This window comes from Bacillus norwichensis, from assembly GCF_014836955.1.
Lineage (GTDB): Bacteria > Bacillota > Bacilli > Bacillales > Bacillaceae_C > Siminovitchia > Siminovitchia norwichensis.
The window spans coordinates 1-14,700 of sequence record NZ_JACSPV010000019.1 but is presented as its reverse complement, the minus strand read 5'-3'; the positions used below and the strand labels follow the sequence as shown (position 1 = coordinate 14,700).

The following is a 14,700-nucleotide window of genomic DNA, read 5'->3' as shown; positions in this document are numbered from 1 at the left end:
ACAAAATCCCCCCTTAATACTCAATCCGCGGATCAAAAATGGCATATAGAATATCTGCTAACAAGTTTCCGATGACAACAAATACAGCTGTTAAGACTGTCAATGCCATGATTACAGGGTAATCTCGTGTAAAGGCTGATTCAATAAACAATCTTCCAATACCAGGCCAGCTAAAAACCAATTCGGTTATGGCGGCTCCTCCGATGAAATTGGGTAACATCAGACCGAACATTGTAATGATAGGGATAAGTCCATTTCTCAAACCATGTTTCCATACAACAGCTCGTTCTCTGAAGCCTTTGGCTCTAGCCGTTCTGATATAATCCTGTTGCAGGACTTCGAGCATGCTGGAACGCGTATAGCGGGTTAATGCAGCCATATCTGCTGCCGCCAGGACAAATGCCGGCATAATCAGATGATGAAGCCTGTCCCATATACTGAATGGTGCGTTCAGTGTCGCTACGCCGCCGGTAGGAAACCACCCAAGTTGCACACCGAAGAGAATAATCAACATAATACCAAGCCAGAAATTCGGGGTGGCTACACCAAGAAAAGAACCTACCGTGACAGTATAATCCAGTTTCGTATAGGGTCTCATAGCGGAAAAAATACCGAGCGGCACGGCAATGAGGAATGCTAATATTGTGGAGGTTACCATTAGCAGCAGGGTATTTGGCAGTCTATTTAAAATCATGTCACTGACGGGCACCCCTCTCCGGATGAGTGATGTACCAAAGTCTCCCTTAGCCATATTTCCAAGCCATTTTCCATACTGAACATAAATAGGATCATTCAATCCGTATTTTTCTTCAAACTTTATCCTGTCCTCAGGTTTTGTATTTGGATTCATTAGCAAAGCTGTCGGTCCTCCGGGAGCGGCTTTAATGATCACAAATGACAGAATGGTGATCCCGAGCATCAAAGGGATGGCCATAAGGATCCGCCGAATAATATATGAAATCATTCGCTATGCTCCTTTTCGCTGTTTAATCAATTAAGGATATGGGAAATGGGTGCTCATTTCCCATATCCTAGCGTTATTATTTATTCAGCCACCACTGCTGCGGCTTGTAAATAACCTCTTTAGCATGGAATTCGTAGCCTTCTAATTCAGTAGGCATCGCTCGGAATTCTATTGGATAATAAAGGAAAGTATACGGTTGATCTTCGGCAAGATTGGTCTGGATTTGACCGATTAATTTTTTTCGTTTGTCCCTATCCTTCTCCTGAAGCTGTTGCTCCATCAATTTATCAAGCGCTGGATTTGAGTAACCGATAAAATTTAAGCCTTTTTCAATCTCCTTCGTATGGAAAAGCCCACTTGGATCTGGATCGGTTCCGAGACCCCAGCCTAAGACGACTGCATCGAAGTTCCAGACTCCAGGGTCCACATCGGCTATAAGGGAACTGAATTCTACTACTTTCGGTTTCGCTTCAATGCCAACTTCCTTTAGTTGCTCTTGAAGCAGCACAACGATGTCTTCTCTTACTTTATTTCCTTGATTTGTCTTTACCTCGAAGGAGAATTTTTTACCGTCTTTTTCAAGAATGCCGTCACTACCTGGTTTCCAGCCGGCATCTGTCAGCATTTTCTTCGCTTTTTCCGGATCGTAGTCAAAATGCGGTACGTTCTCATTATATGCCCAGCTCAATGGACTTTCGGGAACATGAGCCACTTCCCCATAGCCTTCCATAATTTCATTTACAATCGTCTCACGGTCAATCGCATGAGTGATTGCCTGACGCACTTCTTTGTCTTTAAATAAATCATTTCTTAAGTTTCCTGCAAAGAATGTATAGGAAAGTGCCAAACCCTCTTCAATTTTTATGCCAATATCATCTTGGAAAGATTTTATTGTATCAATATCAGAAGGGGGGACTCCTGCCCAGAAATCTATATCCCGATTTTGGAGCTGTGTCAGCATGGCGTTAGCATCCGGTACAAATTTCATTGAGATTGAATCTAAATGTGGGCGGCCCTGGTAGTAGTCTTCAAATGCTTCCACTTTTAGATATTCGCCGTCTTTCCACTCCACAAATTTAAAGGGACCTGTACCAATCGGATTTTTTGTATTGAATTCATGTTCTCCAAGTTCGCTGACAGGAACGTCTTTTAAAATATGCTCCGGTAAAATGCCGAAGCTCAATCCGACAGTGTGGAACTGTGCATCTACTTTTTTCATATGGAACTTAATAGTTAAGTCATCAACTTTCTCAATGCTTTTCAATGCTTCGAAATAGGACTTGCGGGGTCCGTCATAATCTTCATTTAGCGGTATGTTGTAAGTAAACACGACATCATCTGCTGTCAAATCTTCACCATCGTGGAATTTGATACCTTCTTTTAATTTAACCGTATACGTCAATCCATCCTCGGATTCTTCGACGCTCTCAGCCAGTTCATCCGTATTGGGCGTGAAGTCTTCTTTATTCGAGCCTACAAGCCTATCAAAAATCAAGTCTTCGACATCCCCGCTTGCAGTATCATCTGAGTACATCGAATTAAACATAGTAGGTGATCCCGAATACCCCATGACAAGGTCTCCGCCATCCACTGGTTCTGTATTCTCAGTTGCTTGACCATTGTTCGAGGATTTCTTCCCGTCCGTTTCTATTTTATCCCCGTTGCTGCAAGCGGCCAGAAACAACGAAAGAACAAGCATCATGCACAATATTAACCCAGCCGGTTTTCTCATTGCTCAATCCCCCTATTACAAAATTTTTGTATTCAATAGATAATCAATCTGTCGTGAATCCCCCCTTTCAAGTATTGGAGATCAGCTTTACTGATATAAATGACAAGCAATAAAATGCTCTGTTTCCAACTCTTGAAATTCAGGCGTGACCTTCCGACATACATCCATTGCTGCTGGACATCTTGTGTGGAAGACACACCCAGAGGGCGGGTTAGCCGGGCTTGGCAGATTCCCTTTTAAAACAATCCGTTCTCGATCTTTCCCGCCGCTTTTTCTAGGCACAGGAACAGCAGAAAGCAAGGCTCTCGTATAAGGGTGGAGCGGCTCTCCATATAAATCTTTTTTTCGTGCAAACTCCATGATTTTTCCCAGGTACATGACCGCGACCCGGTCGCTTATATGGCGGACAACACTCAAATCATGGGAAATAAAGATATACGTAAGGCTAAATTCTTCTTGCAGATCCTTCATTAAATTAATAATTTGCGCTTGGATGGAGACATCAAGGGCTGAAACTGCCTCGTCTGCTATGATCAATTCTGGGTGAAGAGCCAGGGCCCGCGCTATCCCAATCCGCTGACGCTGTCCACCTGAAAACTCATGTGGATAACGGTTAATAAAGGAAGGGTTGAGTCCCACTCGATTTAATAGTTCAGAAATTTTCTCATCGCGGCCTTTCCTATCATATAATTGATGTGTGATAAGCGGCTCGCTTAAAATTGATTTCAGCGTTTTCCGAGGATTCATGGATGCATATGGATCTTGAAAAACCATTTGAATATTTTTTCTGACAGTACGGCTGAGAGTGGTTTCAGAAAGGTGTGAAATATCATTCCCTTTAAAAAGAATTTTTCCTTCTGTTGGCTCATACAATCGGATGAATGTACGGCCAGCAGTTGATTTTCCACAGCCAGATTCACCTACAATCCCCAGTGTCTCGCCTTTTTTTACAAAGAGGGAGATCCCATCGACTGCTTTGATATGCCCGGTAGTCCTTTGAAAGACACCTGATTTAATTGGAAAATACTTGGTCAAGTTAACAGCTTCAAGCAGGTATTCTGTTTCATTTTCCTTCAAAGGCATCCGTTTCTCCAGGCTTGTCGTCATAATGTGCTCTCCTCCTCGGCGTATAAAAAGCAGCGTACCAACCGGGAGCTTTCAGCTGCTGTCAGGTTGGGGTTTTCCTGAATGCAACGGTCAAATGCATGAGGGCAGCGGGAAGCAAAGCGGCATCCTTTTGGATAGTGTTCAGGGGAAGGCACGCCACCCTGAATCGGTACAAGTCTTTCAGAATCATTGTCCATTGATGGTATTGAATTCATGAGGCCGGCAGTATATGGGTGTAATGGTTTGTTGAACAAGTCATCAACCAAAGCCTCTTCTACAACCTGTCCACAATACATAACAAGTACTTTGTCGGCGATTTCGGAAACGACACCAAGGTCATGAGTAATCAATAGGATGGAGGTCTGAAACTGCTCACTCAAATTTTTCATCAAATCGAGGATTTGAGCTTGAATTGTTACATCCAATGCAGTTGTTGGTTCATCGGCGATGAGCAATTTCGGATTACAGCTCATGGCAATGGCAATCATAACGCGTTGTCTCATTCCACCAGACAGTCTGTGTGGATATTCAGCAAGCATCTCTTTGGCACGGGGAAATCCCACCATTTTCAGCAGATCGACAGCCTTTCTAGCCGCCTCTCTTTTGGATAGCTTTTTGTGATAGATCAACACCTCGGTGATTTGCTCGCCGATTGTCAAAACGGGGTTTAAAGAGGTCATTGGCTCCTGAAAAATCATAGATATATCATTTCCACGGATACGGTACATTTCATCCTCCGGAAGCGCTGCCAAATCAATGCCATCAAAATTGATGATACCATCTACGATTTCTCCTGGTGGACTTGGAACTAATTTCAAAATTGAAAGGGAGGTAATGCTTTTTCCAGAGCCGGATTCCCCGACTAGGGCAACAGTTTCCCCTTTGTTGATTTTAATGTCAACACCGTCCACTGCAGGGATTACTTTCTTATTGGTAAAAAAGTGAGTTTTTAAATTTTGTACATCTAATAAAGCTGTCAATTTTCAAATCACCATCCTTGGGTTCATGTTGCTGTGAAGTTATTTAGGGAATTGTCGGTGTCGAAAAAAAGTTATTTTCACTATATCAATCTTTTAATTTAAACACATGAGCCGTATGGGCTATTCCTAGGACTGATGAAGGATATTGTATAGCTTCAAATCTATTCAGTCATAGTAAAATATGCATCTTCATAGAGAAATATGATTATTTTAAGCTGAATGCCTTGCTACTAGCATGATCGCATCTTCAGAAAGTTAATGGTTCTTACTAAATTTATGATCTATCCCATTAAGCATAGCACTAATAAAGTCCTAATAACCCACCACTATAAATGGGTTCTGTTATAATTCAATAAAAATAGTAAGGGGGATGATACCGGAGATGGAGTGGAAATTAAAAGCTTTTGATGAAATGAGCATAGATGAGCTTTATAACATATTGCGAGAGCGTGTGGATGTTTTTGTTGTGGAACAGCAATGCGCATATAGGGAGATCGATAACTTTGATCAGTCTTCATATCATCTATATGCTTGCGAAGGGAAAGAGATTGCTGCCTATGCTAGAATACTGCCTACAGGTACTGCGTATCAGGAGCTGTCCATAGGAAGAGTGTTGGTTAAAGAGTCATACAGAGGACGCGGCTTGGCTACTGAATTGATGACCAAGGCTCTGGATTTTATACGTGAAGAACTGAAGGTAGAGGCGGTTAGGTTACAGGCTCAGGAATATTTACTAAACTTTTATGGTTCTTTCGGATTTGAAAAAATTTCAGAAGTGTATTTGGACGAGGGAATTCCGCATGCTGATATGCTCCTGAAATTTGAATAAGCATGAAATGGGAGGGCCAGAAAGGTTTTTTCATTACTTAATGAGCGAAGGCAGGTGCGGACCTTAAGCGGTTTACAGTTAAGCGGGGTACGGTTGGCGTGCCCATCTTAAATCGCTTTTAGTCAAAACGGTCACAATAATAGAAAATAGCTGTCAAAATAAAAATCAGCCGATGAAATTGCTTTCGGCTGATTCATTTTAGGAGCTTTTTAGAGACCAGTTTTAACTTTATTCAGCAAAGGTCTTCTGTCAATGGTGAGATGAAAGCCTATTGGTATTCCATTCAGTGGGGTTCAAACCCAGGATCAAACAAGTTAAAGCCTTCGGCGGATGCCTCATGTTCATTCTTTTTAGTACTTTGTGATTATAGCATTTGTTCAGCTACAGTAAAAATCTTTATTGTGTTTTCTTACACTTACCAAGGAGTTTTCATATTGTGACTGAGTTTAAATCTGATTACCTCGCTTTATTTCTTCTCATAACCAAATAAACGATAAAGATGATGACGGCCGCTACAAGCAGAATATGAATGAGTGCTCCGCCGATCTTGGCGACAAGGCCTAGAATCCATAATACAATCAATATACCAATGATTGTCCAAAGCATCTTTTCACTTCCCTTCGTTTGGATACTTGATATTTTATGTTTACCTAGTACAAGTCGATTTAAAACATTTTCTTTTTGGTAAAAGCAGGATGCAGTAGTTGTGTAATAGGATAGGAAAAGTATGGTTTTTCCGTCGTTTAAGGGAGCGGATAGAGGGCATTATAAAAATAGTTGATCGGTAACTTAGCACTGTTTTATGTTAAAGTAAGGTAGTAGTCTTTGGAAGCATTGCTGAAAGTAAAATGTGCTATTAAAAAAATTCCGTTTTTCGTATTTTATCGGAAATCGACATAAATTGTTGCTTTTTAAATCATTCATCATTCAGTATAATGTTAAGATGGTTACAGCGTTATTTTTTCATTAAAGAGGAGAATTGGAATGACCTCACAGAGAAGACAAATTCCCAAAATCGATTACGGGATCATATTAACTTTGATGCTGATGATGATCGCAAGCTTGGTCATTATCTATAGCGCCCAGACAACGGGGCAGTATAAACAAAACTTCGTCTTTCAGCAGGTATTTTGGTATACACTCGGATCAGCTGTGGCTGTTTTTGTTATGCAGTTTGATTCGGAACAACTGAGAAAAATTTCCTGGTACTTATATGGAATAGGGCTTTTTATGCTGATTGTTTTATTTCTTGCGCCGGATAATATTGACTTTACAAGAAAGGTAAACGGCGCACAAAGTTGGTTTTTCATACCTAAAGTTGGAGCTATTCAGCCATCGGAATTCATGAAAGTATTTACGATATTGGTGTTGGCTAGAATTGCTACTGATCATCATGTGAAGTTTATCCATAAAACGACGAAAACGGATTTTTGGCTATTGCTCAAGCTTGGGTTTGCGATAGCGGTGCCTGTGTTATTCATTTTAAAGCAACCTGACCTCGGAACTTCTCTTGTATTCTTGGCCATTTTCTTGGGAATGGTTCTCGTATCTGGAATCACATGGAAACTATTGGTCCCTATTTTTTCAGGAGTTACTCTGTTAGGGGGAACGGTTCTTTATATTGCGATTGAAATGCCGCAGTATTTAAAGTATTTTGGCGTAAAACCATATCAGTTCAAACGGATTTATTCTTGGCTTGACCCGTATACATATCAGTCGAATGAAGGTTTCCAGCTTGTAAAATCACTACAGGCAATCGGTTCGGGGATGACAAGCGGAAAAGGATTTGGAAACAGGGAAGTATACATGCCGGAAAGCCATTCGGACTTTATCTTCAGTACGCTTGGAGAGGAGTTCGGCTTTATAGGTGGAAGCATCGTCATCAGTCTCTTTTTCCTGCTGATTTATCAGATTACAAGAGTCGGTCTTGATACGAAAAATCCTTTTTATTCCTATATTTGTGTTGGGGTTATCTCGATGATTACATTTCACGTTTTTCAAAATATCGGCATGACCATAGGACTTTTGCCGATTACAGGTATTCCGCTTCCTTTCATCAGCTATGGTGGAAGTTCGCTGCTCTCCAATATGCTGGCGATCGGGATCATCATGTCTATCCGTTACCATTTTAAAAAGTATATGTTTTCTTCGAATGATTAAGTAAGGGCGGCTCGCTTAGGCGGGGCGCTCTTTATTTTTGCATTTTAATTCAAATATGAATTAAAATGCAAAAATAAATCAAGTTTTGTAGTTTGGATTCATATTTGAATTGCCCTTTTTCGACATATGTCAACATAAGGGTTAGTGAAGGGCTATTTTATTTGGCATGCTATTTGCATTATAAATTGGAAAGTAAGCATAAAGAACTATCTACGCTGTAAGAATGAGTGGACTGATTTGTATACGCTTCATTTTGGGAGGAATGTTATATGTATTGAAAAGGTCATGTGCTGACTAAGATCCTTGCAATTTTAAAAGAAAGGTTTTTCTAAAGAGAATGAAACCGATGCCAGACTACAAATTAGTTTCTCGTATTAAAGATTATCAAAATCAGGCTTTAATTACTGAAATGAGCTTGAAGGTACTAAAGGATTAGAATCCATTAAATAATATTTTTCCGAATTTTTGCATGTTTGAATGTGCTTTCATTTGAAATATTTAGAGTTGGGGGGAGACAGGATGAACACTTCTGAATTCGATCAAGAATTTGTGGAAGAGTTGGAAAGAAGAATCGAGATAATAAATGATTCAGATACACCTGAGAAAAGGTTAAAGGGCATTGATTATGTTTTAATATGGATTTTTGGCATTTTTTCTATTGTATTATTATTTCTCGGTTGGCAGATATAAAGGAGTTATTGATAACGAAAGAGGTGTTTTAAATTGGGGAAATCTAATGGACAAAGCGATCTTCTGCCTCTTCTTCCCAAAGAGAGAACTTGGGGCAGCTTTGACTTTTCAATGGTAAATATTGGACTTGCTATTGCAACATGGAGCTTTTTAATTGGAGGTACGTTGTCACTTTTCGTTGGTCTGAAAATGGGGTTTATTGTTACATTAGCAGGAAACACGATTTCTGTTCTTTTTGTTGCTTTATCAAACGCGATACCGTCAAGCAGGTACGGAATTGATCAGTATGTATTTTTACGAAGTGTATTTGGAAAAAAAGGAACCAAGATTCCAGTTATATTAATGGTAATTGTAGAATTTGGATGGGTGGCAACGTTGGCTGTCATGTTCGGAAAGGCAAGCAGTAATGTATATGGTGCCGTCACGAATACACCGCCAGTCTCTAACAAAGTTGTCATCATTTTTGCTCTTTTAGCAATAGTGATAAGCTGGGCAATTGTTTCAAGGGGTTCAAATTCCATCAATTGGTTGAATCGTATTGTCGCCCCATTGTTAGTCACTATGTTAATTGTGATGTTTTACATGCTGTCTCAGCAATACAGTTTTAGTGAAATGTTAGCGTTGCAGCCAATAAGCCCCTTTTCAAGCGATTTACACAACTATATAGTTGCGTTTGAATTGGGCCTTGGTTCAGGGTTTTCCTGGTGGCCGATCATGGGAGGGTTGGCACGTTTAACAAAATCTGAGCGTGCTTCCTTATGGCCAAATATGGTAGGGATTAATATTTGTGCGGTTTTGGGAACGATGATTGGACTCTTAGCTGGACTCGCCATCGGGGATAGCGATCCAACAGCATGGATGATTCCGATAGGTGGACCGATACTCGGTTTGATCGCTTTAGTTTTTATTGCTTTTGCCAATGTTACCTCTATGACATCACTTGTCTATTCTACTTGTTTAGCTTTAAAGCAGATAAAGTTTTTTAGAGTAATGAAGTGGGAAAAACTAACATTGATATTTTTAGCCTGCACTGCTGTGTTTGTATTCTTCCCTGACGCAATCTATGGGAACTTTAGCCTGTTTTTAGCAGCATGTGGAACGGTCTTTGGGCCATTATCAGCTATTATGTTTGTGGATTACTATATTTTACGAAAACAGCATGTAAACATGAGAGAGCTTTATATCGATACACCTGAAAAGCCTTATGAATTTGTTCGAGGTTATAATATTACCCCTGTCGTATCAGTTGCTGTTTCGGTGTTCATATACTTTTTAATACTTGATCCGATTAGTCTTGAAGGGTCAGCATTCTTTGATTATGCTTCGGCTACATTGCCGGCTATGCTTTTAGCGGGCATCCTATATTACTTAATTACAAAATTTTTTGTTATTCCAAAAGGGTTGGGCGGTTATTATGGAAGCAATAAAAAACAAAAAAGTGCTTCATAAGCTTCATTTGCTCCTGTATTCGAAAAGTTCACTTCTGTAAGTGGCATTAGCATCTTAGCTCAGTGGGGGCGCAAATACGTCAAGGCGCATTTGGTTTGCGTATTTTCAGCATGAAATTCGCAATTTAACTAGGTGCTTCTGTAAGTCGAGCTTTGTCCTTTATCTCGGTTGGCTAGGCTTAGTCTGGTCACCGTATAAAAGATTTTTACTGAAAAACATAGGAAGATGGGACACTAAGGAGAACTTGCTGGAAATCAAGATAGCTAGTCCGGATTAATTGTTGGTGAACAACATGATTTATGCCTCAATGAATATGAAAATAAATGAATATGTTTAATTCAAATTTAAATTAAAATACATTGATGCATCGATAATATCTGTTTTAATCCAAAAACGAATCAAAAGAGAATGTAAACGCCATCTAACCAATTGTTTTTGTTGGCACGTTTTTTGCGATATTTAGTTAGAAAGGAAGGCAGAAAAAAATATATTCAGGTAAATAAAAGGGGGAATGAAGATGGCTCGTTTGCAGGCCGCGTTGGGAAATGATAATATCCGCCCGCTGTCAATGCAGCAGCGAACAGTAGGATTTTTTGGTATTTTTTCAATTTGGGTAGCAGCTAACTTTGTGATTACGACTATATTAACTGGGATGTTGTTGCTGCCCGACATATCCTTTTTGGATGCACTAAAGGTTATTTTTTTAGGGTCAGCCATTGGAGCTATCCCAATTGCGCTGATGGGAAGGGTCGGTACAAATACTGGCCTGCCGACGATGGTTATCACAAGAGCAGCCTTTGGTCAGAAAGGTTCCCTTCTGCCGGCAGCTGCCAATACGATCATACTTGTCGGCTGGAGCTGGATTCAAGCATATATGGCAGGCTTGAGCTTTGATTATGCTGTTCAATTTTTAACAGGGTACAGCAATATTAATTTATTTACTATTTTAACGCAGGCTATAGTTGTGCTAATTACAATCTATGGTATACGCGGAATTGATACAGCACAGCGCTTTATTTCAACAGCCATGCTCATATTGTCATTTATGGTCTTTTATAAATTATTTACGGCATATGATGTCCATGCTCTGATTCAACTTCAGTTATCTGAAAACCCTGAAACAACATTCATCATTGCTTTTGATATCGTTATTGCAACCGCTTTTTCCTGGATGTCTTCTGTTTGCGATTACAACCGAAGTGCTAAGTCGGAAACAAGCGGAATGATTGCCACTTATATAGGGTATGTACTGGCCTCAATGGTAGCATTTGGTCTCGGTGCAGCTGTGGGTGGTTTCAGCTTAGTGCTTGGAATGGAGCAGACGTATGATCCAGTGGTATTGCTTGCGGCTCATGGATTCGGGTTAATTGCTGCAATTGTGGTGTTCCTATCTGTCGTCTCAACGAATGCGATGGCCCTTTATAGCGCCAATATGTCATTTTTGAACGTGTTTCCAAAAACGTCCTTTTGGAAGACGGCCATTGTACTAGGCGTCATTACAGTAGCTGGTGCACTGCTCAAAGAGAGATTGATGACACATTTCTTTGATTTTGTCCTTTTTATCGCAACATTATATATTCCTATTTTCGCCATTGTTTTGGCAGACTATTATATCGTAAAAAAGAGAAACTATGACGCAGAAGATATTGCTTTTAATACTAAGGGCTTATATCGCTATGTAAAAGGTGTTCATCCGGCAGCATATGTTGCCTATGTATTGAGTGCTGCTTTTGCTCTCTTCTTCACGTATGTAAGTCCACTGGCAATTGGTTCGACGGTTCTGACATTCTTTGTATCTGGAATTCTTTATGTTGTACTGACAAAAGTGATGCGTTCAAGTTCAATAGAAAATCTGAAAGGTAAAAAAGCGGTATGAAGAAATGGAAACTAGCTGTAGTACAGGATGATTTCAACTACGGAGAAAATTTAACTTTAATGGAGTCACATATTATGGACTGCGTGCAAAAGCATCCGGAAACAAAGCTAATTTTGTTTCCGGAAGCGGCAGTTTCCGGTTATATATTTTCGGAAGAGCACGTGAGAAACAAAGCTGAGTCTGCAGACGGCCCTTCTTTTCGATTCGTATCAGGTTTAGCGAAAAAGTTTGAACTATACATTGGTTACGGCTTTATTGAAAAAAAGGATGACAAACTATTTAATTCCATGAATTTTATTAGTCCTGAAGGTGATCTTTTGGCAACTTATCAAAAAATGCACCTTACGCCTTTGGAAAAACATCTTTTTTCAGCGGGTAACAAGCTTGTTACCGTAAGAACTGAGCTGGGGAATTTCGGCTTTATGATCTGTTGGGATATGGCCTTTCCAGAGCTTGCACGTTTGCTTGAACAACAAGGGGCGGACATCATTCTCGCACCAAGTGCATGGGAGAGGCCTTATGAAGGTTCTTACTGCCGAATGGCGGCGGCAAGGGCAATGGATAATACAGTTTATTTGGCTACGTGCAACTATACCGGTGAGGACGAGGATATTCAATTTTTTGGAAGGTCTGCTGTTTATGGTCCGGATGGAGAAAGAATAAGTGGAAGCCAGACCGAGGAGGGCAGCGTTGTTACTGCGGAGATAGATATCGCCAAAAGGCAGGAGCTTAAAGAAAAATTTTATTCGATGCGTTCCGATGAACGGATAGATTTATATGAGATTCAATGGAAGGGAAAACGCGATGAATATTAAAAAGATCGTGGACTTAACCTTGTCATTGGAAAATGATCTTCCAATCTTCCCAGGGGATCCGAGACCAAATATCCGGGCAGCAACCACGATTGAAAAACATGGCTATAATACTTCTTATTTGGATATAGGTTCACATACTGGAACACATGTGGACGCTCCTTTTCATTTCAGGAAAGAAGGTAAGAGTATTGACCAGCTTCCTTTGGAAAGTTTTATTGGCGAAGGAGTTTTGATTCCCGCTACCCATAAAACAGGTGGGGAGGCGATCACAGTTGAGGATGCTGCTCCATATTTCGATAAACTCGGACCAGGAAAAATAGCTTTAATTCATACTGGTTGGACAAGATATTTAGGTGAACAGGAATATTTCAATCACCCTTACGTTGATATTGAAGTCATACTCAAAATGCTGAAATTGGGTGTCCGCACCTTTTTAATAGATGCCTTGAATATTGATCCGCCAAGTGGAGAAAGTTTTCTGGCGCACGAGACCATTACAATGGTGAATGGGATTATTGGAGAGAATTTTACGAACTTTGATCAGATCACTTTTGATCATCCGCTGATTGTCGCACTCCCGTTAAAAATTTCTCATGGAGATGGATCGCCTGTGAGGGCCATTGCGATAGATTGTTAACATAAAAGGAGCTGTATATAAATGAACTTTCAATTTACGATGCAAACAAACGTATTATCTGAGCCGGGTGTAGCTAAGAAGTCCGGATTTTATTTAAAAGAATATGGTGCAAAGAATGTACTGATTGTGACAGATCAAGCAATTGTTAATGCCGGTCTGTTGGATGGAATTTACGAGAGTTTAAAACAGGAAGGTTTAAACATCACCGTTTTTGACCATGTCAATCCGAATCCAAAAAATACAGAAGTTGAGACTGTCGCCAAGCGTGCGCGGGAGGATTCCGTTGATGGTCTTATTGCTGTTGGTGGTGGCAGTGTAATGGATTTTGCTAAGGGAGTAGGTGTTTTACTGACTCATGAAGGCAGCATAAAGGATTGGGAAGGCGATTTTACGCTTGAACGAAATATCACTCCTTTAATTTGTATTCCTACTACAGTAGGTACCGGTAGTGAAGTAACATGGATTGCAGTTATCACAGATACAGCAAGGAACTTTAAGATGGGAATTGTTGATCCAAAGGTAGCTCCAAGAATGGCGCTATTAGATTCTGATTTAATTAGAACCCTTCCGCCTTCTGTTTCGGCAAGTACGGGAATGGACGCCTTGACACATGCAATAGAAGCTTATACGTCCCGTTTTGCTTCACCGATGACAGATGCGTTGGCATATAAGGCTATCGTCATGATTAAGGAAAATATTGAGGACTTGGTCAGTGATTCAAAGAATCAGGAAGCCGGTCAGGCGATGTTAAATGCAAGCATGATGGCAGGAATTGCTTTTAACAATTCTAATGTAGGGAGTGTACACTGCCTTTCCGAAGCGATAGGCGGTTATTACGATTTACCACATGGTGTTTTAAATAGTATCTTTTTACCTTTTGTATTTAGGCGTAATATTACAGCTGATTGGTCCAGGCATGCTGAGATCGCTTATTTATTGGGAGCCGATAAAAATGTTACATCCGAAGAAGAGGCTGCTTTAGAAGGATTCAACCTCATAATGAAATTGAGGGAAAAATTGAACTTACCAAAGTTTAGTGAATTAAAAAAAGTGTCTCCAGAAGACTTTAAACATTTAGCCAAAGTAGCAAAAGAAACTCCAATGGATGAAAGCAATGCTAAAGAAATATCCGAAGAGGAGTACCTGGAAATTATAGAAGAGGCATTTGAAGAATAAGAGCAAAATCGGTAAGACTCGTAAGTTAGAAAAAATCTTAACTTCATATTTTTTTACAAGGAGGGCTCTAATGATGCCAAAGTATAGACCGATAGACTCATCCCAATCTCCACGCTTTGTGGGCAATAGGACTTTTATGAGATTGGAACAGGTCAGAACAACTGATGATATTGACTTCGCTGTGCTTGGTGTTCCTTTTGACACGGCGGCATCCAACCGGACAGGTCAACGGTTCGGCCCCCAGCATATTCGAGACTTTTCTGTGTTGCTCCGTCCGTACAATCC

General features: G+C 40.3%; 14 protein-coding genes. 9 read left to right on the top strand and 5 right to left on the bottom strand.

The features are described from left to right. Positions 1-13 precede the first annotated feature (13 nt). The 4 genes from H9631_RS11995 to H9631_RS11980 form a co-directional block, all read right to left on the bottom strand. Positions 14-964 carry an ABC transporter permease gene (locus H9631_RS11995; RefSeq protein WP_191813070.1) on the bottom strand — a complete coding sequence of 317 codons (951 nt, stop codon included), beginning with the start codon at positions 962-964 and terminating at the stop codon, positions 14-16. A gap of 76 nt (positions 965-1,040) precedes the next feature. Continuing rightward, the gene (locus tag H9631_RS11990; RefSeq protein ID WP_191813068.1) at positions 1,041-2,696 is read right to left on the bottom strand and encodes a peptide-binding protein; all 1,656 of its coding nucleotides are present in this window, start codon (positions 2,694-2,696) and stop codon (positions 1,041-1,043) included. Between the two features lie 87 nt (positions 2,697-2,783). Further along, positions 2,784-3,779, bottom strand: a complete 996-nt coding sequence (locus H9631_RS11985; protein ID WP_404801741.1) for an ABC transporter ATP-binding protein — start codon at positions 3,777-3,779, stop codon at positions 2,784-2,786. A gap of 20 nt (positions 3,780-3,799) precedes the next feature. Continuing rightward, a complete protein-coding gene (locus tag H9631_RS11980) occupies positions 3,800-4,783 on the bottom strand; it encodes an ABC transporter ATP-binding protein (RefSeq protein WP_191813063.1) in 984 nt (327 codons plus the stop codon). A 382-nt stretch (positions 4,784-5,165) separates the two neighbouring features. On the opposite strand from H9631_RS11980, the gene H9631_RS11975 reads away from it, so the two are divergent. Continuing rightward, positions 5,166-5,612 carry a GNAT family N-acetyltransferase gene (locus tag H9631_RS11975; RefSeq protein ID WP_191813061.1) on the top strand — a complete coding sequence of 149 codons (447 nt, stop codon included), beginning with the start codon at positions 5,166-5,168 and terminating at the stop codon, positions 5,610-5,612. A 456-nt stretch (positions 5,613-6,068) separates the two neighbouring features. On the opposite strand, the gene H9631_RS11970 is transcribed toward H9631_RS11975, so the two are convergent. Further along, complete coding sequence (locus H9631_RS11970) at positions 6,069-6,218, bottom strand: lmo0937 family membrane protein (protein ID WP_191813059.1); 150 nt, start codon at positions 6,216-6,218, stop codon at positions 6,069-6,071. Positions 6,219-6,596: 378 nt separating this feature from the next. On the opposite strand from H9631_RS11970, the gene rodA reads away from it, so the two are divergent. From rodA to H9631_RS11930, 8 genes are all read left to right on the top strand, one after another. After that, positions 6,597-7,772, top strand: a complete 1,176-nt coding sequence (rodA, locus tag H9631_RS11965) for a rod shape-determining protein RodA (protein WP_191813057.1) — start codon at positions 6,597-6,599, stop codon at positions 7,770-7,772. 519 nt (positions 7,773-8,291) lie between these two features. Next, a complete protein-coding gene (locus H9631_RS11960) occupies positions 8,292-8,462 on the top strand; it encodes a hypothetical protein (protein ID WP_191813055.1) in 171 nt (56 codons plus the stop codon). Positions 8,463-8,495: 33 nt separating this feature from the next. Continuing rightward, complete coding sequence (locus tag H9631_RS11955; protein WP_191813053.1) at positions 8,496-9,911, top strand: purine-cytosine permease family protein; 1,416 nt, start codon at positions 8,496-8,498, stop codon at positions 9,909-9,911. Positions 9,912-10,428: 517 nt separating this feature from the next. Continuing rightward, positions 10,429-11,787, top strand: a complete 1,359-nt coding sequence (locus tag H9631_RS11950) for a purine-cytosine permease family protein (protein WP_191813051.1) — start codon at positions 10,429-10,431, stop codon at positions 11,785-11,787. Beyond that, on the top strand, positions 11,784-12,602 hold the full coding sequence (locus H9631_RS11945) for a carbon-nitrogen hydrolase family protein (protein ID WP_191813049.1): 819 nt from the start codon (positions 11,784-11,786) through the stop codon (positions 12,600-12,602). The genes H9631_RS11950 and H9631_RS11945 overlap by 4 nt, the downstream gene beginning before the upstream one ends. Next, positions 12,592-13,239 carry a cyclase family protein gene (locus H9631_RS11940; RefSeq protein WP_191813048.1) on the top strand — a complete coding sequence of 216 codons (648 nt, stop codon included), beginning with the start codon at positions 12,592-12,594 and terminating at the stop codon, positions 13,237-13,239. The genes H9631_RS11945 and H9631_RS11940 overlap by 11 nt, the downstream gene beginning before the upstream one ends. Positions 13,240-13,260: 21 nt before the next feature. Then, on the top strand, positions 13,261-14,415 hold the full coding sequence (locus H9631_RS11935) for an iron-containing alcohol dehydrogenase (RefSeq protein WP_191813046.1): 1,155 nt from the start codon (positions 13,261-13,263) through the stop codon (positions 14,413-14,415). A gap of 73 nt (positions 14,416-14,488) precedes the next feature. Further along, the coding region (locus tag H9631_RS11930) for an arginase family protein (RefSeq protein WP_191813044.1) at positions 14,489-14,700 on the top strand (212 nt) is incomplete at its 3' end.